The 23,565-nt window shown below is 53.3% G+C and carries 24 protein-coding genes; 15 read left to right on the top strand and 9 right to left on the bottom strand.

All coding sequences use genetic code 11. The annotated features are described in order from the left end of the window. Nucleotides 1-511 precede the first annotated feature (511 nt). Nucleotides 512-1,018, bottom strand: coding sequence for a GNAT family N-acetyltransferase (locus C5Y83_RS09470; protein WP_105329428.1), 507 nt, complete (start codon nucleotides 1,016-1,018; stop codon nucleotides 512-514). A gap of 138 nt (nucleotides 1,019-1,156) precedes the next feature. Continuing rightward, nucleotides 1,157-2,428: a PQQ-binding-like beta-propeller repeat protein gene (locus tag C5Y83_RS09465; RefSeq protein WP_105329427.1), complete on the bottom strand. Its 1,272-nt coding sequence runs from the start codon at nucleotides 2,426-2,428 to the stop codon at nucleotides 1,157-1,159. Nucleotides 2,429-2,656: 228 nt separating this feature from the next. Between C5Y83_RS09465 and C5Y83_RS09460 the strand changes: the two genes are divergently transcribed. From C5Y83_RS09460 to C5Y83_RS09415, 10 genes are all read left to right on the top strand, one after another. Further along, the gene (locus tag C5Y83_RS09460; RefSeq protein WP_105329426.1) at nucleotides 2,657-2,947 is read left to right on the top strand and encodes a DUF4236 domain-containing protein; all 291 of its coding nucleotides are present in this window, start codon (nucleotides 2,657-2,659) and stop codon (nucleotides 2,945-2,947) included. Nucleotides 2,948-2,960: 13 nt separating this feature from the next. Then, a complete protein-coding gene (locus tag C5Y83_RS09455; RefSeq protein WP_105329425.1) occupies nucleotides 2,961-3,257 on the top strand; it encodes a hypothetical protein in 297 nt (98 codons plus the stop codon). Between the two features lie 102 nt (nucleotides 3,258-3,359). Continuing rightward, nucleotides 3,360-3,887 carry a hypothetical protein gene (locus tag C5Y83_RS09450; protein ID WP_105329424.1) on the top strand — a complete coding sequence of 176 codons (528 nt, stop codon included), beginning with the start codon at nucleotides 3,360-3,362 and terminating at the stop codon, nucleotides 3,885-3,887. Between the two features lie 207 nt (nucleotides 3,888-4,094). After that, complete coding sequence (locus tag C5Y83_RS09445; protein ID WP_105329423.1) at nucleotides 4,095-5,159, top strand: hypothetical protein; 1,065 nt, start codon at nucleotides 4,095-4,097, stop codon at nucleotides 5,157-5,159. 114 nt (nucleotides 5,160-5,273) lie between these two features. Continuing rightward, the gene (locus tag C5Y83_RS09440) at nucleotides 5,274-5,765 is read left to right on the top strand and encodes a GNAT family N-acetyltransferase (RefSeq protein WP_105329422.1); all 492 of its coding nucleotides are present in this window, start codon (nucleotides 5,274-5,276) and stop codon (nucleotides 5,763-5,765) included. Nucleotides 5,766-5,992: 227 nt separating this feature from the next. After that, on the top strand, nucleotides 5,993-7,402 hold the full coding sequence (locus C5Y83_RS09435) for a carbohydrate porin (RefSeq protein WP_105329421.1): 1,410 nt from the start codon (nucleotides 5,993-5,995) through the stop codon (nucleotides 7,400-7,402). 161 nt (nucleotides 7,403-7,563) lie between these two features. Beyond that, entirely contained in the window at nucleotides 7,564-8,322 is a 759-nt protein-coding gene (locus C5Y83_RS09430) for a suppressor of fused domain protein (RefSeq protein WP_105329420.1), read from the top strand. A gap of 127 nt (nucleotides 8,323-8,449) precedes the next feature. After that, nucleotides 8,450-8,974 (top strand): SMI1/KNR4 family protein, encoded by a 525-nt coding sequence (locus C5Y83_RS09425; protein WP_105329419.1) that lies wholly within the window; start codon nucleotides 8,450-8,452, stop codon nucleotides 8,972-8,974. Nucleotides 8,975-9,391: 417 nt separating this feature from the next. Then, complete coding sequence (locus C5Y83_RS09420) at nucleotides 9,392-9,910, top strand: hypothetical protein (protein ID WP_105329418.1); 519 nt, start codon at nucleotides 9,392-9,394, stop codon at nucleotides 9,908-9,910. Nucleotides 9,911-9,979: 69 nt separating this feature from the next. Further along, the gene (locus C5Y83_RS09415; protein WP_105329417.1) at nucleotides 9,980-10,717 is read left to right on the top strand and encodes a hypothetical protein; all 738 of its coding nucleotides are present in this window, start codon (nucleotides 9,980-9,982) and stop codon (nucleotides 10,715-10,717) included. 210 nt (nucleotides 10,718-10,927) lie between these two features. Here C5Y83_RS09415 and C5Y83_RS09410 read toward each other — a convergent pair whose 3' ends face one another. Beyond that, nucleotides 10,928-13,510, bottom strand: coding sequence for an ATP-dependent Clp protease ATP-binding subunit (locus C5Y83_RS09410; protein ID WP_105329706.1), 2,583 nt, complete (start codon nucleotides 13,508-13,510; stop codon nucleotides 10,928-10,930). A 71-nt stretch (nucleotides 13,511-13,581) separates the two neighbouring features. After that, nucleotides 13,582-14,205: a tetratricopeptide repeat protein gene (locus C5Y83_RS09405; RefSeq protein ID WP_105329416.1), complete on the bottom strand. Its 624-nt coding sequence runs from the start codon at nucleotides 14,203-14,205 to the stop codon at nucleotides 13,582-13,584. Nucleotides 14,206-14,463: 258 nt separating this feature from the next. On the opposite strand from C5Y83_RS09405, the gene C5Y83_RS09400 reads away from it, so the two are divergent. From C5Y83_RS09400 to C5Y83_RS09380, 5 genes are all read left to right on the top strand, one after another. Beyond that, nucleotides 14,464-15,543 carry a thiamine phosphate synthase gene (locus C5Y83_RS09400; RefSeq protein WP_233207174.1) on the top strand — a complete coding sequence of 360 codons (1,080 nt, stop codon included), beginning with the start codon at nucleotides 14,464-14,466 and terminating at the stop codon, nucleotides 15,541-15,543. A gap of 112 nt (nucleotides 15,544-15,655) precedes the next feature. Next, nucleotides 15,656-16,141: a hypothetical protein gene (locus C5Y83_RS09395; protein WP_105329415.1), complete on the top strand. Its 486-nt coding sequence runs from the start codon at nucleotides 15,656-15,658 to the stop codon at nucleotides 16,139-16,141. Between the two features lie 84 nt (nucleotides 16,142-16,225). Beyond that, nucleotides 16,226-16,867 (top strand): hypothetical protein, encoded by a 642-nt coding sequence (locus tag C5Y83_RS09390; protein ID WP_105329414.1) that lies wholly within the window; start codon nucleotides 16,226-16,228, stop codon nucleotides 16,865-16,867. Nucleotides 16,868-16,987: 120 nt separating this feature from the next. Continuing rightward, nucleotides 16,988-17,530 (top strand): hypothetical protein, encoded by a 543-nt coding sequence (locus C5Y83_RS09385; RefSeq protein WP_105329413.1) that lies wholly within the window; start codon nucleotides 16,988-16,990, stop codon nucleotides 17,528-17,530. Nucleotides 17,531-17,605: 75 nt separating this feature from the next. Continuing rightward, entirely contained in the window at nucleotides 17,606-18,217 is a 612-nt protein-coding gene (locus C5Y83_RS09380; protein WP_105329412.1) for a hypothetical protein, read from the top strand. 169 nt (nucleotides 18,218-18,386) lie between these two features. Here the strand turns inward: C5Y83_RS09380 and C5Y83_RS09375 are convergent, their stop codons facing one another. The 5 genes from C5Y83_RS09375 to C5Y83_RS09355 form a co-directional block, all read right to left on the bottom strand. After that, nucleotides 18,387-20,069, bottom strand: coding sequence for a M56 family metallopeptidase (locus C5Y83_RS09375; RefSeq protein ID WP_105329411.1), 1,683 nt, complete (start codon nucleotides 20,067-20,069; stop codon nucleotides 18,387-18,389). Further along, entirely contained in the window at nucleotides 20,066-20,473 is a 408-nt protein-coding gene (locus tag C5Y83_RS09370; protein ID WP_105329410.1) for a BlaI/MecI/CopY family transcriptional regulator, read from the bottom strand. Before C5Y83_RS09370 ends, C5Y83_RS09375 begins: the two co-directional genes overlap by 4 nt. Nucleotides 20,474-20,857: 384 nt before the next feature. Further along, nucleotides 20,858-22,114, bottom strand: a complete 1,257-nt coding sequence (locus C5Y83_RS09365; protein WP_146117725.1) for a WD40 repeat domain-containing protein — start codon at nucleotides 22,112-22,114, stop codon at nucleotides 20,858-20,860. Continuing rightward, complete coding sequence (locus tag C5Y83_RS09360; protein WP_105329408.1) at nucleotides 22,107-22,568, bottom strand: SMI1/KNR4 family protein; 462 nt, start codon at nucleotides 22,566-22,568, stop codon at nucleotides 22,107-22,109. The genes C5Y83_RS09365 and C5Y83_RS09360 overlap by 8 nt, the downstream gene beginning before the upstream one ends. Nucleotides 22,569-22,657: 89 nt before the next feature. After that, entirely contained in the window at nucleotides 22,658-23,263 is a 606-nt protein-coding gene (locus tag C5Y83_RS09355; RefSeq protein WP_105329407.1) for an SMI1/KNR4 family protein, read from the bottom strand. Between the last annotated feature and the right edge of the window lie 302 nt (nucleotides 23,264-23,565).

The raw sequence follows: 23,565 nt of genomic DNA, 5'->3' as shown, positions 1-23,565 counted from the left end.
TATGACAGGGACAGCAGCAATAGACCATACCTAACCACCGTTGCTTCAACCAACGCGAGAAGTTTGGGTGTTGGCAATCCTCGTCAGGAAGGGCAGATCGATCTGCTAACCGTTCTCCGTGATGCAATTCCTCTTCGTGAATCGGGTAAGTAAGGATACGAATTTGAGTAACGTCGATCGTCGTTCCGCAGCGATCACACCGATCGACATACCAACACCAATCGACGGCAACGAACCAAATGGCAAGCATCGCAGTTGGAACAACGGCACTTAGGAGGAAAGGCCAGTGTTTCCGCAAGTATTTCATCGATATGGTTCACTTCCTAATGTCGCAGCAGTATCGTCGCCGGGACAAAGTGGCAGTGCGTTCCAGCTTAAAGGGAATGTCGCCTACAGTCCCAGGATATGCGAGATTGTTCAAAGGCCGAGAGTGGTCAGTGCTTTGGTAGGATAGATGCAACAGATCTACTGTTGCCCGAACATAGCGTTCTTGTTGATACGCTTCGATACGTTAGGCTTGATCCCTGATAAGTTCGAGTATCAGTTCCAATTCGTTATCAGGATTGGGCGAGGCAATCATGAATCCAACCGATTTCAACAGCTCTATCACGGGTGCATTGCTGGTGGCAATAAACGCCGAAATGGATAAACACTTTTCTTCCTCAGCGATTTGTATTAATTGGAGGAGAAGGAATCGCCCAAGCCCCATCCGGCGCATTGACTCGGAAACGACGAATGCAATTTCCGCTGAGTTCGTCTTCGGATCCAGGTAGACTCGGCCAATGGCAAGAATTCTATTTTGCCGCTCGTCGAAGATGGCGATGGCCTTATCGACATCGGTGTTTCCGCAAATCCGTTCTTCAGCGTCGGACTCGGATAATCGGGATATGAGATAGCCAAAACGACAGCGAATCGATTCTTCGCTCAGATCATTAAAAAAGATTAAATACTTATCGACGTCTGAGGAAGTCAGATAACGCAGAATGAATTCCTTTTCTCCCTTTGAGAACTGCAGCATCGGGGAACTTATCGTCCTTATCTAACGGCCGTTTAACGATTCAAATGTCAACGTTTCATTTCAATTGCAGAGTAAAACCAACGACCAGCTGTCTTTCGCCCGTCGTTGGCTCTTGTGGTTCAAGTTATTAGCAAGCGCCTACTTGCCAATGCAGTACAATGCCTTGTTCGTTCGCAGGTAGATCTTGTCATCCACCACGGCCGGGCTGCCGTTGGCGATGGAGTCGTCGAACTCGAACTTGTTGATTGCGATCAGGTCGTACGTTGGGGCTGCTTCCAGGACGTAGGTTCCTTCTTCGCGGGTGACGTAATACAAGTTGCCGTTGGCGACCACTGGTGAGGCGTAGATCAGGCCAGGGCGGGGTTCCATACGCTCTTGATAGATCAACTCGCCCGTCTTGGCATCGGCACAGTAAGCGACGCCCTTGCTTTCACTAGCCCAGTACAGGTAGCCTTCGTGGTAGGTCGGCGAAGAAACATTCGAGCCCTTATCGAGTTCCCACACGACGTTCGTTTCGGTCACGTCGCCGCTCCCGCCCGGCTTGATGGCGATGGCCGAGTTCTTCCGAGCACCGATCGCCACGACCAGGTCGCCGACTGGAATCACGCTCGGGCAAATGTAATCGTCGATTCCTGTGCAGTGCCACAGTTCCTTACCGGTAGCTGGATCGAGGGCCCGGACGAAGCCTTGTTCGCTGTAGATCAACTCGGGATGGCCAGCGGCTTCAATCAAGATGGGTGTGTTCCACGAACGATTCACCCCTTCATAGCGCCAAGCCTCTTTACCGGTCTTCTTATTGAGGGCGACGATCGCGTTGCCTTCGACGCCCGCGTTTAAGATCACCAGGTCCTTGAACAGCACCGGCGAATTCGCCGTGCCGAACGCGTGGATCTTGTCGCCGAGGTTCACGGTCCAGCGATGCTTACCGTCCAGGTCGTACGCGGCGGCGCCGGTGGTTCCGTAATAAACGTAAACGCCTGTCTCGTCGACGATCGGCGTACTCGAGGCAAACCCGTGCAGGGCCACGAAGCCGGCGAAGTCACTTTCGTGCTCGACGTTGGCTGGCAACGCTTCATTCCAGATGATCTCGCCGCTCTTGCGATCGATGCAGACCAAGTTGCGCTTCAAGTCTTTCTTGTCGCCAGGTTTTTCTTCACTAAGACCATAGCCGGTATAGCAGGTCAAATAAATTCGATCGCCGAAGACAATCGGACTCGAAGCGCCTGGACCGGGCATGTCGGTCTTCCAGACGATGTTCTTTTCGTCGTCCCACTCGGTTGGCACGTGTTCGACCTGGGCGACGCCGGCTTGGCTGGGGCCACGGAAGCGAGTCCAGTCGTCCGCTTGCGACGTGGCTGCGATCAGCAGCAATGGGACAACGGCAAGAAAGGTGGCAAAGTTACGATGCATCGACCAAATCCTTTGTGGCGGGGGAGGTGTGTACTTCGACGTTGGCATGCGGTGTCTTCAGGATTATAGACTTTGCCCGAAAGAGTCAAAACTGACAAGCCGATCTGAGAAATTCAACAGGCTGCTAAACGAGACGAACGTCAAGTTGTTGGCAGCGGCCCTCGATCGGGCTATGCTGAGGCTCGGCGGCCCAATTCCAGGCAGCCAGCTGTTTGGGAGTAGCTCGACATGGGATTTTCATTTCGCAAATCGTATACGTTCGGCCCATTACGGGTGAACCTCAGCAAGTCGGGCATTGGATTCTCGTTTGGCGTGAAAGGGCTGCGAGCCGGCATGAGCGCTAACGGCCGCAAGTATGTCTCGGCCAGCGTGCCAGGCACCGGGGCACGCTATTACAAATCAACCAAGTCTCTCTCAGGCCTCTGGAACGAGTGGTTCGGCGGCGAGGACGAGGCGGAAGATGAAAAGCCGAAGAAGAAACCGACCAAAAAACTGAAGAAAAAAGAATCGTTCTGGTAAAAGGCACCTCTCGATGAAGGCAAAGTTCATTCGCATCTTTCGTACCTCCAGTTCGGAACGCTTCCTGCTGCACGACAACTCCGACGAAGAGCTGGGGATGATCGATCTCCACTTCCTGGCGGATAACACCGTGGTCGGCAACTTATTTCTTGTGGCCGAAAAAGTCGATAACGAAGCTGGCATTCGCGAGCTGCTGGAACAAGTCGATGAACAACTGGTCCCCGCCGCCAGCTTCAAAGACGCCAACCTCTCGTTCACGGTCACCCAAGGGGAACTGGTCGGAACGTTCTCGAGCGAGTCGGAAGAGTAGCCGTCCACACAACGTTTCGCTTCGGATGGGGAAGAAATCTTAACCACGGATTCCACGGATGGGCACCGATGAGAACCGTGGATATATCCGCGGAGTGGTGATATGGCGTACCTCCTGAATGCCTACGCCGTCGATCTGAACGCAGTGAAGCAAGAGGTTGGTCGCGGGGACGCGAAATTGCAGGCGGCTATCATCAAGTCGCACCCAGACGAATTCGACGATGATGACGACTTTGAGCCAGGTTCGAATCGAGTTTTGTTGCGAGATGCGTTGAATCATCTTCTCGCTGGCAAAGCGGCCTTGTCGGGTGACTTCAGCCAACATGCCTACGCGCTGGAAGAGTTGTGTCGCTATCTCGCCAAGAAGGAGTGGTCGACCTACCTTCTGCCGCAACAGAAACGAACGATCAATCGCTTTCTAAACGGGCCGCCGGTCGATTTGCCGGACGAGGCCGGTTTTCCCAACGTTGGTTGGATTGGACGTCAGGAATTGCCGGCTTCGGCGTGTCAAATCGAAAAGGAATGGATCGAGCAGAGCGACGGGGAATTGCCCGAGGATGAAGCAAAGGTCCTGGGCGTCCTAGCTTATGCCGTAAAAAAAGGGCTCGATATTGTCCTCTTTTATGGCTAACGCGAAGTTTGTGAACGTCTTCATCAATTCCTTCCGATCTTATCCGTGCCCATCTGTGGAAGCCGTCATGAGAACTTCCTTCCTTTCCTCTGGGCCGAAAACCTCCCCTGAATCTCCTTGCATCGCGCTGGCGGAATCGTTCAACTAGACAGTGCGCGGATTTTGGATTTGTCCGTTCCCCCTGTCTGTAACACGAGGAGATACCTCATGCGACGTTCGTCGTTGGTTGCTGCGGCCAGCTTTGCGCTGCTGTTGTGTGCGAGTTCGGTTTACGCCATCGATTTGCCTGGCTTTTCGATGGGTGATGTGAAGTTGAAGTCGGCCGGTCCTTTGGCTTTCGCCCCGGATAACACCCTGATCGTTGGCGATCCGAAAGCCGCGATGGTTTACGCGATTCAGCTCGGCAAAGAAACGGCTGCCGCTCCGACCAAAATTGAAATGACCCTGCCGGACGATCTGCAGGTCGCTGACCTGGCCGTCAGTCCAGACACTGGCGCGATCTACCTTTCGGTCAACGAAGGGGGCGAAGGGAAGATCATGCGAGTCGACGGCGACAAGCTGACCCCTGTCGCGCTCGATAAAGTCTCGCGTGCTTCGGCGCAACTGACCAACGCCCCAGAAGACAAAGTCGTCGGCGAAGGTCGTCGTCGTGGCAATCCTCGCAACGAATCGATCACCGACTTGGCTTACGTCGATAACCAGGTGATCGTCACTGGTCGTACCACTGGCGAAGCGTCGGCTGGCGTGCATGCGATTCCTTATCCTTTCCAGGAAGAAGGTTCCGCCACATCGATCGAAATCTATCATGCTGCTCATGGTCGCTATGAAGACAGCGCCGTGGCACGCGTCTTCGTGCCGTTCACCATCGATGGCAAGCCACATTTGCTTGCTGGGTTTACCTGCACACCGCTGGTAAAGTTCCCGCTGGGTGAAGTCGCCAAAGCAACGTCGACCTACCGCGGTACCACCGTCGCCGAGTTGGGCAACCGCAATCAGCCGCTCGACATGATTGTGTACGAGAAGGATGGCGACAAGTTCCTGCTGATGGCCAACAGTGCCCGCGGCGTGATGAAGGTCAGCACCGACGACATCGAACGTAACGACGGTCTTACCGAGCCCGTCCGTGGCGGCGGCGTGGCTGGTCAAAAGTACGAATCGATCGACGATTGGAAAGGAGTCGTTCAGCTCGACAAGTTGAATGACACCACCGCCGTGATCATCACCAAGGCCGAAGGCCAGCCAACTGTGTTGAAAACGGTTGAACTGCCGTAACGGAAATCATGGGCGTTGTCATGTTTGACGCACGCTCTGCGAACTTTAAGAAGAAGGCCCGCGTCCATTGGATGTGGGCCTTTTTTGTTAACCTTTCAGTGAGATACCGAACGCATGTCCGAGATAACGATGCGTGATGCCCAGCCGTCCGATCTGGCTTCGCTGGCCCGTCTGCTGTTGCTGGTTCATCAGCTGCATGTCGATGCCCATCCGGAAGTTTACCGGCCCATTTCGCATGACGAAGCCGGCCAGCTGTTGCAGCAGCGACTGCGCGAGCCAGACACAATCGTCCGCGTCGCTGAAGCGGATACGAATCTGCCGCTCGGGTACTACTGTGCTGTAATACGGAGCCTGCCCGAGTCGATGATACTTCATTCGAGAAAGCTCTGGTACGTCAACGAAGTGGTTGTCGATCCCGCTTTTCGTGGCCAGGGCATCGGCTGCAAGTTGCTGGTCGATCTAAAACAGCTCGCCGAGCGTGAAGCAGTCGATTCGCTGGAACTGGACGTCGGCGTTTTCAACGCGGAAGCGAGGCAGTTCTTTCAGGGACAAGGCTTCAAGCCCGTTCGCATTCGGATGCAAGCCCAAGTTGCGCGTTCACGGTAGGCGGTACAGCGGCTTCTTGCCGGGCATATCATGTCCCGTCGATCCGATATGCTAGCACCCCGCTCGTCATCTATCGGTTGTATCGATTGCCCCACAATGCTGGGGTTTTCCACGGGGAATTCGGCATCGCTTCATTCAGCGCCGCTCGATCGCGCGTCGATACGATTACTGATTCTCTCCGGATCAGTGCCCCGGATTTCGGTTCTTTTTGATGCATTGGAGGCATCATGCGTAGGACGTTTGCCAAGTACTTGATGCTCGCTTCCCTGTCAGGCTGGATGGTAACCACCGCCGCCGCGCAGCAGCCAGGCAAGTTTCCAGAATCGATCTTCGACGACGCTTCTCAGGTGCAAAACGTTTCGTACTACGACGGCATCGCCAGCGATGTCTCGTGCGGAACTTCCTGTGGCGACTTCGCTCCGTCGTGCGGCGATTGTTGTGGCATGGCCTCTTCGCATAATTGCCTGTGGAATCGAAGTCAGCTGACGGGCGATTGGTATGGGCATCGCAGTGGCTTGGCTGAATGCGGGATCACCGTCCAAGGTTCGCTCACGCAGTTCTATCAAGGCCCGTCCAGTGGCGGTAATCGCGAAGTCTTCCGCTACGGCGATAAGTTCGATCTGTACCTTAACGTCGATACGGGCAAGATGGGACTGTGGGAAGGTGGTCAGCTTCAGATTCACGCAGCGGATTGGCAGTTCGGTCAGAATGCCATTCTCGATGCGACAGGGCTTTCGCCGGTGAATACCGCGATGTTATTGCCAAAGATCGGTGATCCCACTTATGCAATGACCAGCCTGCAGTACACGCAAGCAATCGGCGGTGGGTTTCTACTGACTGGTGGTCGCATCAACATGCTCGACCTGTGGCAAACCTTTTATCCTGAGTACGGTCGCGGCGTCGATGGTTTCATGAATATGTCGATGATGCTGCCTATGAATGTGGTCCCCAGCTTGCCACTGGTCACCAACGGGGCAGGGATCATCAAAGCAGGCGACCGAGGCGTAGAAGCGGCGCTGCTTGTCTTTGAAAGCCAGAACAGCCCGACGACGGTTGGCATGGACTTTCCGAACGGCGTGACGATTGTCGGCGCTGCTCGTAAGTACACCGATTTCTGGGGCAAACCAGGCTCGCATACGCTTGTTGGTGTTTACGCAACCGGGGAATACACCTCGTACGATACCTCAGGCTGGATTGTCGTTCCTGGCGCTGGGGTCGCTCCGGCTCGTAAGCAAGGTACCTGGGTGGCTGGCTACCTGGGGCAGCAGCAGCTATGGTCCGATCCATGCAACAGCAAGCGACACACCAGCGTCTTCGGCTACGTCGGTTTCTCTGACGTCGACAACAGCCCATTCCAATGGACCACCAGCATCTCGATCGAAAAGTTCGGCCCGTTTGCCTGTCGCCCGGACGACCGAGCTGGTATCGGTTACTTCCGCAACGCACTGAATTCCGATTTCCAGGACACGGTCAGCATTCTGACCCCGCTGCAAGATTTGCAAGGTGGCGAAATCTATTACAACGCCGCCATCTCGCCCTGGTTCCACCTAACGACCGACGTTCAGGTGATTCAGCCAGGCATCATTGCGAACGACACGGCGGTCGTCTTGGGTCTGCGTGGCAAGATCGACTTCTAATCGTAACCAACCGATTGAAACACGAGCTTGCAGGAAGCCACCCCTTGTTGGTGTCTTCTTGCTTTGGTGGTCGTCGGCATCATTCAGGCAGATGCCGTATAATGAATCGCTCGTGTCCGCATCGGCTTTCTCTTGTCTGACTTCTTACCTGCCTGATATCGATGAACTTACTTGCGATAATCAAATCGTTCTTCACCTCTTCCGGCAGCCCCAGCGATCCGCAGCAAGAGGCGGACGACCGGTATTGGCAGGAAGTGTACGACGCGCGGGCCAAGTTTTACGAGCAGCACTTCGGTCCGCTGCCGGATGATATCTTGAAGCTGGGGCACCTGTTCGGCGTGTGGCCTGGGGGCGGACTGTACGTGATTCCGGCGACCAAGCTGGGGGAAGGAACGTACGTCTACACGACCTTCGGCCTGACCAATCCTGACATGCCCGCCACGACCACGCTGATCGAGTGCGATGAAGCCTGTGACGAGCAGGGGAGGCCAACCCAAACCACGACCAGCCTCGGTCCGAAAGAGCCAGCCGAAACGCCCGAAGGAGCCGCCGGGTATGGTTACGAACTACTGATCGTAGCACGCGAAAACGCCGAGTGGCCGCTGTGGGTGTTGCAGTGGGCGGTCGGCGCGGAACTGTTAAACGACGCCGGCATCCTCGGCCGCGTGGAAGAGTTCGACGGGCTGACGGTCGAAGGAATCCAAGTCGGCTGTGGCGACGAAGCCAATCTACTGATCGCCAAAGCCAAGCCGCCCCTGCCGGAAGGAATGCAACTTCCTGGCGGCAAAATGGAACTGCTGGTCGCCACCGTGATCACCAACGAAGAGATGCAATGGGCCATGGAGAACGGCCGAGCCGCACTGCTGGACCGCCTGGCAGAAACTGGCAGTGGGCAGGTTAGCGTGCGCGAGCGAAGCTAATGGGTTGAGCTCGATTAGTCGAACACTGCGGATACTAGAATCGAAAAGAGTTCTGACACTGTTTCCTCCAGAACTACCCGATTGGATACCAACCGAAGCGTTTTATTTATCAAGGTGATTTTTAGAAATGATCGTCGACTGGAGAAAGGAAATTAGTATTGCCTTCTTGGTAAAACAACGGGTTGCTGAGCTCGACACGGAAGGCTTATGGTCGTTTCATTTCCCAGAAGTAGCAGCGACCGAACTGGAAATAAAAGTTGCTGAAGAGTCACTTGGCGAACGAATTGCCGCGGGATATCGAGCTTTCCTTAGTTTCGCTAATGGATGGCAGGGGATACTTCATGCAACGGACATATTTGGCACAATCGACTTGACTTGTGGCGAAAAGCTCCGAAAAGCGAACGAATTGCTTGAATCGTTGGAAGATCTACGTCCGCTTTGTGGATTGTCTCTCAATGAGGTAATGCCAATCGGCGTATCCCAAGACGATATCGACGTGATTGCTATTGGCCGGCAGAACTCTAGCAAGCCGGGCGAAGTCTTTTGGTTAGCAGGGCAATTGATCGACAGCTACCCTGATTTCGATGAGTTCTTTTTGGCTATGGTCGATTACAATCGTGATCAGGCAAGATCATTTGAAGAAGGGCGATGACCAAAGAAGATTTCTTTACCAGTCATCAGGGAAACGAAAAGAATCCTGGCACGTTATCTTGCCTCGATTAGTCGAACGCTGCGGATACTAGAATCGAAAAGAGTCCTAGTGCATTGGTCACTCATCAAGTCAGGCCGGCAGATGTTTTGTGATGACGTTGGCGTTTCAATCGTGACGCTCGACTGTTTAATTCGGGAACGGTTTGACCGCCCGCTTCGGCCGAAACTTCAGGAAGTGCTTACCGTGATACGCGCTTCCGATGATCCAGAATTAGCATGTCAAAAAGTAGTTGAATCGGGAATTGTAGGGCCGGATTTGTTTTCGAGTTCGCATCGTCGTTTTGGGCCCCACGAACCAGGCATTTGCATTCAGCCAAGTGACCGCCCCAGCCCAGCCGTGAGACCGACATCTCTGGCAATGGTAATTGCAATCGCAGCCGACGAAGATGGCATACTTCATGCAGAGTCGGCTGCTTGTGAGTTCGCTAAGCGACTAGCTCCATTCCAAGCGATTTTTAGTGGCGGCGTTGTCTGGTATCTCACTGAAAACGCCTTTCGCAAATCATATCCCTTTGAAACAACAGGTCTTGGACAGTCATTCTTCGCAATAGGGATGACTCTTACCTTGTGTCTGGATTCGGCTGGTATTGATATCAAGGATTATCGAATAGGTATGCCAAGCGAACGCATGCCACTGCTTGTACATCGAGCGTTAGCCGCCTGGGAAGGTTGGCGCGTTGCACAGCGACTTGACCTTTCTGTTACAGAGGATGTTTGGCCAGTTGATCGGTATCAGTTTAAGCGATTTAGGGAACTACCGAACCCCTTTGCACCACTACTCGAGTTGTGGCTTACGGGCTACCGTATTTCGGCCGATTTTAACGACAAGTATCCCGCTGTGCACTTGTATGCTAATCCCAGCGATATCGGAATTTAAGGTGTCAGGACTGAATAGCACCATTACTTGTCCCTACTATCAGGCTGGAACGAGAAATTAGATTAAGAAATGTCGAGTCCAGGAGAAGAACAGATATTCGCAGCGTTGTACGCCGATGATGACGGCCAGCTTGTTGGGCTTGACGAAGTCCAATTGATGGAGAGCCCGGTTCCTGAGCGAATTGATGTACTACATGCGGCATTAGGGTGCAGCAATCTTGAAATCAGTTATAAGGCTGCAATTGTTTTAGCGGCATGGGGTGACGACAAGGGGTTTGACGCACTTGAGTGTCTTGTAGACACGCGAATAGATAAGCAGGGCGTATGTGATCCACATAGGATATATGGTTATAACAATGTGTTTGACTGCATTGCACACGCGGTCTATTTGTTTGGTGACTGTGGTCGAAGAGACCGTGATCAGGTCCGGTTGTACCAAAAGATTCTCGCTCTTTACGGTGAATGTGACTTTGAGTCAAAGCTGAAGTACGCTCTTCTTCGTGTTGATTTTCCCGAACTGGCTAACAATGTTGAGAGTGCATGCAAAAGGTCAAAAGACGCTGGGAAACTTTACCTTGCGAGCCAAATGCTGCCAGTCATCGCGCGATGGGCCCCTGCAAGGGCGTGGGAAATGTTACCGGCTTTTTGGATAGACCAGAAGGCAACTCCAAATCCAACCGTCAACATTGTTGAGGCGCTCGCGTATTTTCAATCTCGAGAGGCAGAGGAAATACTGCATCATCTGGCGAACCATCGCGATAAAGTGGTGTCCAAGGAAGCAAGAAAAGTTATCGATCAATTGCATTAGAAGATCGTGGACTGCGTAGCCCACTTAGCGAAGACAAGCCGGCGGCATATAGTGTTGCCAAGTCGGGAATGCCATCAAAGCTGGGGAACAAACGCTGTCAGGACTGGAACGCACAATTCTCTTCCTCTCGCATGCTTGCCAACGAAAAAAGCCCCGCTTCGATCCGAAGCGGGGCTTTTGTTATTTAGCTTAAGTTAGGTCAGCGAAGTGTTACGCTTCATCGCCGCCTGATTCGCCACCTTCGCCACCGGAACCGGCGCCGACGGCTTCTTCGGTGTCGGCTGGCTCTTGCAGCGAACCTTTGAAGTCCAAGCGGACGGCCTTGCCTTCGTCGTTGAAGATTGCATCAACCGTGATGGTGTCCATGCCTTGGAACTCGCCCTTGAGCAGTTCTTCGGACAGCGGATCTTCGATCGAGTTTTCAATCGCACGACGTAGCGGACGAGCACCGAAATCTTGGCCCTTGTCCGACTGGTTGCTGCGGCGGATGATCAAGTCCTTGGCAGCATCGGTCAGAACCAGGTTGTAACCCCGTTCTTCCAGGCGTTCACGAACCTTGGCCAGTTCCAGGTCGATGACCTGCTTCAAGTCTTCCTTCGTCAGGTGATGGAAGATGATGACCTGGTCCAAACGGTTGATGAACTCGGGACGGAAGACCTTGCCGATTTCTTCTTCGACGCGGACCTTCATGCTTTCGTACTCGGCACCTTCATCGGGGGCTTGGAAGCCGAAGGCCGATTCGTTCTTGATCGCACCGGCACCAGCATTGGTGGTCATGATCAAGATCACGTTCCGGAAGTCGACGTTGCGACCGAAGCTATCAGTCAGGCGGCCTTCTTCCATCACTTGCAAAAGCATGTTGAAGACGTCGGGGTGGGCCTTTTCGATTTCGTCCAACAGGACGACCGCGTAAGGACGCCGACGAATCTTCTCGGTCAGCTGACCACCTTCTTCGTAACCAACGTATCCCGGAGGGGCACCAATCAGACGGCTGACGTTGTGCTTCTCCATGTACTCGGACATGTCGATTTGAATCAGGGCGTCGGCGTCACCGAACATGAATTCCGCCAAGGCCTTGGCCAGCAACGTTTTACCCACACCGGTTGGACCGGCGAAGACAAACGTACCGGTCGGACGCTTGGGATCTTTCAAACCGCTGCGGCTACGGCGAACAGCCTTCGAGATCGCCTTGATGGCGTCGTCCTGGCTGATGACCTTCTTATGCAGAACATCTTCCATCTGCATCAGACGCATGCTGTCTTCGGTGCTCATACGTGTCAGCGGAATGCCGGTCATCTTACTGACCACTTCGGCAATCACTTCTTCGTCGACCACGCCATCTTTCTGGCGGCTCTTGGCCTGCCATTCCTTGACGATGTCTTCCTTCTTTTTCTTCAGCTTGTCGGCCTGATCGCGCAAGGAAGCCGCCTTTTCAAAGTCTTGGTCGGCGACCGCTTGTTCCTTCTTACGATTCAAGGTTTCGACTTCTTCGTCGATCTCTTTCAGATCTGGCGGACGGGTCATCACGCGAAGCCGCACGCGAGCACCTGCTTCGTCGATCACGTCGATCGCCTTGTCTGGCAGGCAGCGTCCGGTGATGTAACGATCCGAGTATTCGGCCGCGGCGACGATGGCGTCGTCGGTGATTTGCACGTTATGGTGCTCTTCGTACCGATCTCGCAGACCCTTGAGGATCTCGACGGTTTCGTCCTTCGAGGCTGGGTCGACTTGGATTTCCTGGAAACGACGAGCCAGGGCGCTGTCTTTCTCGATGTACTTGCGGTACTCGTCGAGGGTGGTCGCACCGATGCACTGGATTTCGCCACGAGCCAAAGCTGGCTTCAGGACGTTCGCCGCGTCGATGGCACCTTCCGCACCACCGGCACCGACCAGGGTGTGCAATTCGTCGATGAACAGAATCGTGTTCTTTGCCCGACGAACTTCGTTCATCACGGCTTTGATTCGTTCTTCAAACTGACCGCGGTACTTGGTACCGGCGACCATCATCGCCAAGTCGAGCACCACGATTCGCTTTTCGGCCAACAGTTCCGGCACGTCGCCGTCGATCACGCGTTGCGCGAAACCTTCGACGATGGCGGTCTTACCGACACCCGCTTCACCCAGCAGAACCGGGTTGTTCTTGGTACGACGGCAGAGGACTTGAATCGCTCGTTCGATCTCGCGTTGGCGGCCGATCACTGGGTCGAGCTTGCCTTGCTTGGCCAACTCGGTCAGGTCGCGACCGAAGCTGTCCAGGGCAGGGGTCTTGCTCTTGCTGCCTTTGCCGGGGCTGCCACCTGGGTCGGAAACACCGCCCGGTTCGCCACGCCCTTCGCGGCTGCTGTCCCCTTCCATGCCGTGACCCAACAGGTTCAGCACTTCTTCGCGGACATCTTCCAGCTTCAAACCCAAGTTCATCAACACTTGAGCGGCAACGCCTTCTTGCTCGCGCAAGAGACCCAGCAGGATGTGCTCGGTACCGACGTAGTTATGGTTTAGATTCCGGGCCTCTTCCATCGAGTATTCGATGACCTTCTTGGCCCGCGGAGTTTGTGGCAGCTTGCCCATGGTCACCATGTCGGGACCCGATTGGACGAGCTTCTCCACTTCCAGTCGAATCTTTCGCAGGTCGACTTCCAACGTTTTCAATACGTTGGCAGCGACACCGCTTCCTTCTTTGATGAGTCCCAGAAGGATGTGCTCGGTTCCGATGTATTCGTGGTTGAACCGCTGGGCCTCTTGATTGGCCAGCTGCATCACCTTCCGAGCACGATCAGTAAATCGTTCGTACATGGTCATCCGTCCTCATATCGAGTTGGCGACTGCCTCAGCTACTGTCTACCCAACTCTATGTTGTCTCACAATTACGCGGCTTCCGGTAGGCTGGGTCTGCCTCTCTCCGCGTTTTGTTCACCCAAGTTTTGTGCTGAAGTGTTTGATGCGTCAGCTTGGGCCTCCGTTTCCCCTTCTTCTCTTTCAGAAAGAAGCTGCTTCTCACGGTGGATCTCAAACCACCAGCGTCTGCTGGCATCGAGACGCTCGAGTCGGTCGAGGATCTCTCGCGCTTCTTCAAATTGCTTCGTATGTCGCTTCAGCGTTGCTAATAATAGGAGCGCCTCGGCGTCGTCAGGCTCGCGCCGTAATAGCCGTAGTAAAACGGCCTCGGCCTGATACCACTGACCTTTTAAATAGGAGGTCTGGGCAGTTTGGAAAAGTTGGTCAATCGTGGCGTCGACGGCATCCCAACTCCCCGAAGCGAGCCGAGCACCCATCCATACGCTGTTAACCAGCCAGAAGCCGAGAACTAAATACCAGAGTCCGCTACGGATCCAGACGTTTCCTAGCTCTGGCCAAACCCCTTTAGAAACAAGCGCCGCGTTCAGCAGCAACGTGAATCCTAGAGCCCAAACCAGTCCTGTCCAGCGTCCCCGCAACCAAAGCTCGCTGAGCCCCGGCCACAGGCACGTAATCCATGGCGTTGATAGCATCCTTACTATTCCTGAAATGTGCGGAAAGTGACTGTGCAGTTACGCACCTCCCGCTAGGAAACGCCGGGGAATTGTAACTTCCGATTCCAGGAGGAGCAAGGTAAGTCGGCAGGCGGCTTTCACTTAGATAAACTGAGGTCGTGCGGCAATCGTTACCAACCGGTAATTCCACGAGTTGTCCCCGCCACTTGGCCCCTAAAACTCCGCCCAATCGACAGGTTCGCGGCAACGTGAACAATCCCGATCATCGAAATCGATATGACTGATCCGCATAATCCTGACCAGCACGGCTTCCCGCCGGCGATGGACATTTCGCTCTGGCGAACGCTCGACGCGGCCTCGAACCGAGCTAGCGAAGGGCTGCGTGTGATTGAAGATTTCGTCCGCTATGGGCAAAACGACAAGTACCTGACCACCGAGCTGAAATCGCTTCGTCACCAACTGGACAGTACGCTAAAAAAATTGGATCGACTGACTTCCATCCAATCTCGCGACACCTTCGGCGATGTCGGAACCACCTTGCAAGGAAAGCTGGAACAAGCACGCAGCAACTGGCACGACTTGCTTACCGCCAATTTTAAACGCCTGCAGCAAGCGCTGCGAAGCTTGGAGGAACACGCCAAGTTGATCGATTCTGCGGCTGCCACGGCGTTCGAACAGGCGCGTTACCAGTCGTATTCGCTTGAAAAGATGGTCATGACGACGATCGCCGCTAGCAACACGTTTGCGGATGTTGCGATTTACGTCTTAATCGATGGCCAGGCCAGTCAGCCGGTTTTTGAATCACTGGTCACCAAACTTCTCCATGCGAAAGCGGACGTCATTCAACTGCGCGACAAAAACTTGGACGACCGCACCTTGGTCGCCCGAGCGCAATGTCTTCGTCAACAAACGGTTGGCACCGGTACGAAGTTTATTGTCAACGATCGTCCCGACATCGCCCGCATTGTTTCCGCCGATGGGGTTCACGTCGGTCAAGAGGAACTTACCGTCGCTCAGGCCCGTATGGTGCTGGGACCCGGCAAATTGGTCGGCGTCTCGACGCACGACATCAACCAAGCCCGGCAAGCGATCCGCGATGGAGCCGACTACATCGGTGTCGGCCCAACGTTCCCCAGCGGGACCAAGTCGTTCGATCATTTCCCAGGCCTCGACTTCTTACGGGAAGTCGCCGCAGAGATCACCTTGCCGGCGTTCGCGATCGGCGGTATCACTGCCGACAACGCGGCCCAAGTCACCGCCGCCGGGATTCACCGCGTGGCCGTTTCTGGCTGCGTGAACCAGGCCCGTGATCCGCGTGCGGTAATCGACAGCCTGCGAAGTCTGCTGGCTGGTTGATCACACCATCGACTTCGCGTCTTCTGCGAACAGTCGGTTGCCTGACGGCTACGATCGCGGTAATTGAGATAAGATTGATTCCGCTTCCACCGATCTTCCACGAGCCGATTTCATGGCCAGTCTCGCGATGATCGCGCCCGTTGGCGCGGGCATTCTGTTTCTGTTTGCTCTTATGCTGATTGCCATGCTGACGATGTTTTGGATCGTTGTGTGGTGCTTCTTTGGATTTCGTCACCGCACGCACAAAGATCCGGAAACGGTTAAGAAGCAGACGGCGAAATTCTTTGTTGCTGTATTAGCCGTGATGTTTCTCTTTCCACCACTGGCCGAGGTGGGCGCGTGGCAGCCGGCGGAACCTTTTAATCCGCTGATTTCTGCGCGCGACCGGAGCCACTACGGATCGATTCCAAGTTACCAGTGGCTCGGTGCGATCTTCTCGGAAGAGCCCATTCCATCGAACCATATTATTCACTCAGGAACGCATCGTTTGGTGGCCAAGCGTTGGCAAATTGACTGGATCATTCTTGCCGGGCAGACGCTGCTACTCGGACTCTTTTGTCTTCCTTACCTGCGGGCCGTCAAGGTTGACGTCAATTGAGTGGCGTTCGGTAATGGCGATCGATAAACTGTGAATTCCGAGAACGCTGCCTGCGGCGCTATTCAATGGTGAATTCTGTTTTCGATGTTCCTTACTTGGTGCCAGCCTGTGACCGATAATCCGTACGACTCTCCAAATCTTGATACCACGGCCTACGTTAAGCAGTCGAACAGTGGGCCTGTGAAGCGACCGATTGGGGTTTCTATTCTCGTGGTGCTGTTGGGGATTACCGTGCTGCTTTGCATCTTCATCTGTGTAAATATTCTGTCAGTACCTTCTCAGGTCCGCGAGTTGGAAGGGCTAGGCGAAACACTGAGTTGGGTGATTTTTCTTACCAGCGGAATCGTTTTCATTTTGGCCGGTCTCATCCTCGCCGCAGCAATTGGAATGTGGATCGGTGCAACATGGGGTTGGTGGCTGGGGACCACTGGTTATGCATTCAGCGTCGTATTGAATGTGGCAGGGATGATGATTGTCACCGTCATGAATCCACAAGCCGAAGCTCTATCAAGTTCGTACATCAAAAACGGCACGCGAGCATTCATTGCAGGGCTGATCGTGCTGTATCTTTTCCAAGACAACGTGCTCGCTTACTTTCGCTTGCAAAATTGGTCGAAGGGAAAGCTATTTGGCGTTCTCGCAGGGATTACACTAGGGCTGTATGCTGCCCACTTCCTGATCGTGCAGATCGTTTTTGCGGCTCTAGTAGTCAATGTCGGCGAATAGAGATCATGGACCAAGGGCGTTTTCAATTAGCGATAGTGAGTACTGATTGTGACTGATAACCCGTACGATTCTCCCATACTTGATACGACGGATTACGTTAGAGAGCCGAGCAGTGGGCCCGTGAAGCGACCGATCGGGCTGGTGATCCTCGTGGTGTTCGTGGTCATCACCGCAATCGTCGTCGCCGGGGTTGGCGTCTTGATGTTTGCTACGATCGCGGCAAACCAAGCCGCAGCTTCTGTTCTCGGGGTTCCCATAATCGCCATCGGTGGTTTCATGATTGGGATAGGGGGACTAATCCTGGTCAGCGCGGTCGGCCTGTGGATGGGCAAGATCTGGGGTTGGTGGTTGGTAGGCGTTGGCTACTCACTGAGCGCACTTTGGAACGGACTCTTTCTGATGTTTATTATCGGCATGTCGACCCTCGGCCAGATCCCGGGAGGCGCCCCGGGAGAAGTCTATACCAAGTATGGCGTCCGAGCCGTCATCGCCGGGCTGATTGTCTCGTACCTGTTTAAAGACAACGTGCTCACCTTCTTCGCGCTCCACAACCAATCGAAAGGAAAGCTGTTTGGCATCCTGTGCGGGATCACGTTTCTGTTGTTCGTGGTGCTGTTCGGAATTGGGATGAGCTTGCAATTGTTGATCATGAGCAACGTTTAGCCCGTATACCCGACCAAGCCCGCTGCTATATCTCCAGCGCGCAGCCAATAAAACCCGCCAAAGAAAACGGTGGCGATGTCAGAGAATCCCTTCGAGTCGCCGACTACCACAGCCGCCGCAGTAGATGCCGATCAAGCTTCGTCCGTTCCGGCCAAGCGTCCGCTGGGAATTACCATCCTGGCAGTTTTGCATTCGCTTGGCGGTTTTCTTTTCCTGCTGGGCTTCAGTTTTCTGTTTGCCGAAACGGTTCACGATACCACGATCAATGGTATCGCGATCCGTCCCGTACTAGCGATGGCTTGGGTGACGACTCTCGCCGTCCTGTTTATCTGTTCTGGCGTCGGAATGGCTTGGGGTGCCACCTGGGCGTGGTGGATCGCGACGATCTATTACTGGCTAAGCTTGCTGTCGATCGTGATTCAGTTAGGATTCAACGTGCTGAATTCCATAGGTATGGGAAACTTCGTCTCATTTCATTTGACGCAGTCGGGCGTGCCACTGGTAGTTTTGGGCTCACTGTTGGGATACTGCTTTCGGACGAACGTACTGGCGTACTTTCGCCTCGATTCTTGGTCGAAGAAGAAATTGTTTGGCGTTTTACTGGCAGCCGCTATTGCCTGCTACGTCCTGATTATGATCGCGACGTACGGCATGGAAATTCTATTGCAGAGTCGACCTAACGGCTGAATTTAAAGCCAGGGCGAGCAAGCTGGCTTTAGGCTTATATCGTGAAGAATAGGTGCCGAGCTCATTGTTCTTCTGAGAAGCTTGTCTCCCACGATTCGAGCTCAGGCCTTGGCCTTGCGCAATCTGTATTCGCGGAAGGCCACGAGGGGCATTGAGATAATGCGTAGCGTTATCTTCCAAGTGCGTCTAATTCATTGAGCAAAAGATCGAACGCCGCACCTTGGGAACCTTGTTCGTCTTTCATGGACTGAAGTTGTTGCCGCAGCAGAACGCGGGCGTCAAGCGGCATGCTATTTCCCGGACTGGCGGCAATTCCTGTGTTGTTGCCGGCAGTCGATGTTGGTTTCAATAGCTTACGATAGATCGCGGCCGCTGAGCGGGATTGAAGCGCCAAATCGCGTAGGTCGTTTGCGACAAAAACCTCTTTCGTTCCATCTGGATGCTCGAGTGTGAACGAAATGGTATTGGGCTTTTCAACAATCGTTATGTTGTCGCCATTGAGCGTTGCTTCGGTGGTTCGCGTCCACGCGTCATTACCACCTGTATTCCCCGAAATCATCGATTGTTTCATCCTTGAGGGTTTCTCAAGATTCGTTTGAGACAGAGTGGCCGGTTTTGGGGCCCCTGGCGTGGGATTCGTGTTGATCGATATCGAAGTTCCACCGCGCGACTGCGACCTGGAACGTGTCATAGCGCCGCCAAAACCAAAGCCCCGCGAATCCCCGTCGGAATTCCCTCTTCCCATGCCTCCTCCGGCCCCCATGCCGTCCGCAGATCCTGACCCGCGAGAAAACGCGCTCGCAGATACAGACACGTTCGGCCCGCCCGAATCTTGGTTCGTTGTGGCTTGCTCACGCTGTTGGGCAATCGCAAATGGAATGAGGCTTAGAACTCCCATTGCCGTCATCGCCCCTGCGATAAACTTAGTCGGTTTGTAGTGTACCTGGTACATCGACGCGATCCTTTCCTTGAGACTAGAAGTTGACCCTGTCATCGCCACGGTGCTCATAGGAGTTGCCGTAGCGTGTTCCGCAAGTTGTACGAGAAGACGCGCGAACTCGCCGCGATTCCCACCCGTTTCCGCAATCGCGATACGATCGCAGGCCATTTCTTGAGACAGCAGGTATCGTCGCACAGCAATCCAAACCAAAGGATGGAAGAACAGCACCGCACGCGACCAAACCAAAAAACGATTCCACGCTAAATCACCACGTGCCAAGTGCGCGAGTTCGTGGGTCAGAGACAATCGCAGCTCGGACATCGAACACGATTCAAGCCACCGCTCCGGAAGAAGAATGATCGATCGCTTCTTTCGGGTAAGTAGACAGGGACTATTCGATCCTGATGCCAGCCGAACCTCGGGAATGACCGTTAGGCCTAACTTGTGACTAATCGCTCGTACATTCTGCATGAGCAGGCTACTTGCCAGAGTGGAGGTCGACTTCTGAAGTTCTTTTCGGACTCGCCTGCCACTCTCCCAAATTGAAATCGCGCAAGCGGTGAAGCCGACGACCCAGGCTGAAAATAAGAGAAGCTTCAACGGCGGAAGAGGGGATTGAAACGTATCAGAAGCAGATGCTGAAAGCGGAACGTCGATGAAATCACTTGTTGCCGTAAGTGCGGTTGGCTCCGCAGAGACTGGAAGCAGCGGAAGTGGAATTGAGAGAGGTAGTATCGCGAAAGCAATCTTGAGAAACGCCAATCGCCACAGCCAATTTCGCCAGATTGGCGGCATCGACTTCCATTGGTAGTCGATCAGCAAGGCAATCAGCACGACAACGGTACCTTGCCAGGTTATCCGCCAGAGGGTTTCGAGCCAAACGGTAAGGAACTGAGTCAGAAAGCCATTCATTTCTTCTTCCTCTTTTCCTTTAGGGCCTGCTTGGCCTCGAGATCTTCCACCAACGATTTCAATTGAGCCAACTCGTCGGGATCGACTTCCTTCTGGTCTTGTAAATAAGCGACAAAAGGAGAAACAGATCCACCAAGCATCTTCTGCACGAAGTCATCCACAATGCGAGGTAACAGTTCCGATACCGCGACGCGTGGCGAGTAGTGGTTGACCCCTTTAATGGAACGTCGCGTCACGCAACCCTTGGCCCGCAACCGTTCGAGAGTTGTCAAGATGGTGGTCCGGGCCTGACCTGTTTTGTCCGCCAGATGTTCCGCCAAAGTTCGAACGGACACCGGCTGCAGCTGTTCGACTGCTTGCAGCAATTCGAGTTCAACTTTGCCCAGAGGTTTGCGCTTCGGCATTGCTTTTCGCCTTGTGTGACTACTCGTGTAGTCGGAGTGTAGAGGATGACTACACAAGTAGTCAATCGATTTGTGAAAGAATTAGGAAGAAACTTCAAGAGCCGCAGGAAAGAAAATAGAGAAGCGTAGGTGGCAGGGCTCAATGTTCGGTAAGGATACCGCACGCCTTTCTCGAAAGAGCTTAGAAGAATGTTCGGCAAGCAAGTTGACTTGAGTCACCTTAACAAAGACGCGAGGGTGGTCATTGCCGACAGCTTCGCCGCATTCCTAGCGGAAATTGGAAAAGCAGAGATTTGACTAGATGGAGTAAGTGGAATAGGAAAGGTGCCATTCGTTCTAACCCGTTTTTTTCGAGCAGTACTTCCCTTTCTTTCCACTACCAAACTATTCAGCTTTGCTATGACTTAATCTCCAGAGGCTGACTTCTCCGGTCTCCGCCCCCGTCGCCAACAGGTCGCCGTGGACAGCGATACTGCTGACATGCCAAGGGTTTACTTGCACTTCGGTAATTTGCTTTCCTTGGCGATAGTCAAGGATCTGAACACGGCCATTTCCTAGGCCGATCACGATTTCATCTTGATTCACGAAGTCGGCGCAAAGAATGTACGAGTCTGTTAGGTAATGGGAACTCCAGCCGTTTTTCTTCGGTTCAACCACATCCACATGGCCAATCGGGACCTCCATATCCCCTTCGTGACCATCTTCCCAGCCGGAACAAAGGACGAGCGAATTGTCCTTGCTAAACTTCGTGGTAAAGACACGATAACCCAGATTTCGCTCGTAGATCAGTTTGCCAGATTCGGTATCCCAAACAAAAACGAACGAACTATTTGAATTCGCCATTTGCCATGGTTCCGTCCAAGCAGCAATCGGCATACCGCAAGCAGACAGGAGCTTACCATCTTCGGACAGTGCCACAGCCTCAACCCGGACATTCATCTCCAGTACTTGTTTGGTTTGGCCGGACTTAAGATCGACGATCCTCAACTCTTCATCTTTTGATCGTTCAACAAAGAAGCGTTGCTTTAAAGACACAGCAACGACGCTGTCAAATCGCTCAGGTTCTGGGAGTTTAATGGAATGCTTGACACGCATGTCTATCATGCCGTCTGGGTCGACAGTCAGGCTTTCGATGAGCAGATGTCCTTCCTTCTCCAAAGTCCAGAGGCATCGGTTATCCGAATATCCAACAGCACCGCGCAGTCCAGTTAACGGATCGGCGATTGATACAGACTTGCCATTGCTGGCGTTCAAATAGTACAACCTCATTGGCCAACCGCTATGTTGGCTCATGGTCTCGACAATCAAGTTCGATCCATTGCCTGTAAATTGCAAGCCCTTGATTCCTTCAACCTCGGTAACAAAGTCAATGCCTCGCACTTTCTCTAGCGTGCGAGGCCTATCTTGACGTTCGTTCCCTCTGGCTAATTTCCCCGGGGCATTGATGCTAGGAGGCATCTGTGCATAGAGATAATCTGTACCGCTATGGCATAAAGAAAATATTAAGAATGTAGTATGCGCAATAGTAATCGCAAGGTAGCTGTTCATACTTGCTGGCAAGTTATGGGTAATTGGTTTGTGGGAGAATAAAGGTGGTAGAAAGATTCTTCTCGCCCATTCACGAATCATTCCCTCACGCATCGTCTGATATTTCCGTCAATTCTTCTAGCAGAAAATCAGCAAAGTTTACGTCCAGTGTCTGAGAAATTTCGCGTTCGATGTTGTCCCAGATCGCGATCTTCCGTTCGTCGTTGTCCAAAGCCTGATCGGTGTCGATGCAAAGGTACTCTTCGTCGTTGATGTTGCGAAAAACGATCAAGCTGTGAGGCAGGCCAACGGTCGTTCTCTTGCTCATGGTGAACCATACGCAGTTCGGAACGCCACCCTTATCAAAATCGCCATTGCGAGTTAGCCCGTAGTATTCGAGGTCGTCGCAACTAATATTGCCCCATCGTACAAGGTATTCTCGAAAAGAAGGTGGGAAAGAGACACCCAGTTTAGACTCGGCGGCACCTACCATCGCTTCTGGCTGTCCGCCAGCGATAAATGCATCCAAGTCATTCAGAAGCTGTTCGATCTCTTCAAATATCGACATAGGAAGTTGCCTTCGGAACTACGAAGTTATGTTTGGGTTAACTTAAGGTGCCATTCAGCCCTGACACTTTTTCTTGTCCCAATGTTATTTCAACCGTCGATGACCTCAAGACGCTCTAGAAAATCCCCGAATGATTGGGCGATCAGGTAGACGTTTTCGAACATCGCTTCAGGTGGTCTTGCCATTCCATAATCCTCCATGTAGTCCTCCTCATCGAAAGGCTCATTGTTCAGATCCCAAAAGTAAACTTTACCTGCCTCCTCACCGCTAATTCCCAGTAGAATCTGGCTTCCACCCCCATTGTCTGCAATTGGAATAAGATTGGCAGGTACCCTACCAGAAAAGACTTGAATGCGTCGCTGAATACTGTACGCATCATCAACATCGCTCTCATCCCCATAGAAGATCGCAAGATTTCCTTTACCACTGGTGGATATCTCTGATGGCAATCTCAATACTGGGTCGTAAACTACGATCTCCTTTGGACTGCACGCCCCGAATGTTAAAAGAAATTTGCGATAAGGATCCGGGAGTCGAAGGCCCAATCCCACCTCAACTGCTTCAACCTCGGATTCTGGCATTGGTGTGAAGTTTTCGCCGTCAATTGGCTCTAAACCACCGAATTTTTCGACTGTGTTATGCAAATCCACAAGTTTTTGCCTGTCAAAAAAGATTACTGATTGCGAAGTCCGCATGCCCCTGACTGGTGACGCACACCTCGGAGTGGCGGCATCGCGCCAGGATTAATTTAAGGCGTCAGGACTCTTTGTTTGTATTTAGAGCCGCCCTCTTCGGCCTGCTGCGTGGATGGAACGTTGAATTCAGGTTAAAGCTAAAGCTGCGGGCGGTTGATTGGGGCCGATCGGGGCGGCTCGGCAGATCGCGTGACGGATGGCATCGGCATCTTTCTCCGGCATGGCTTGGTTGACGCGGGTCTTCCAATGTGCAAGCCACTTGATCGGTAGTAGAGAACGGAAAATAGTCCTGACACCTTTTC

The sequence above is a fragment of the Blastopirellula marina genome, from assembly GCF_002967765.1.
GTDB lineage: Bacteria > Planctomycetota > Planctomycetia > Pirellulales > Pirellulaceae > Bremerella > Bremerella marina_A.
This window is presented reverse-complemented; position numbering and strand designations above follow the sequence as displayed.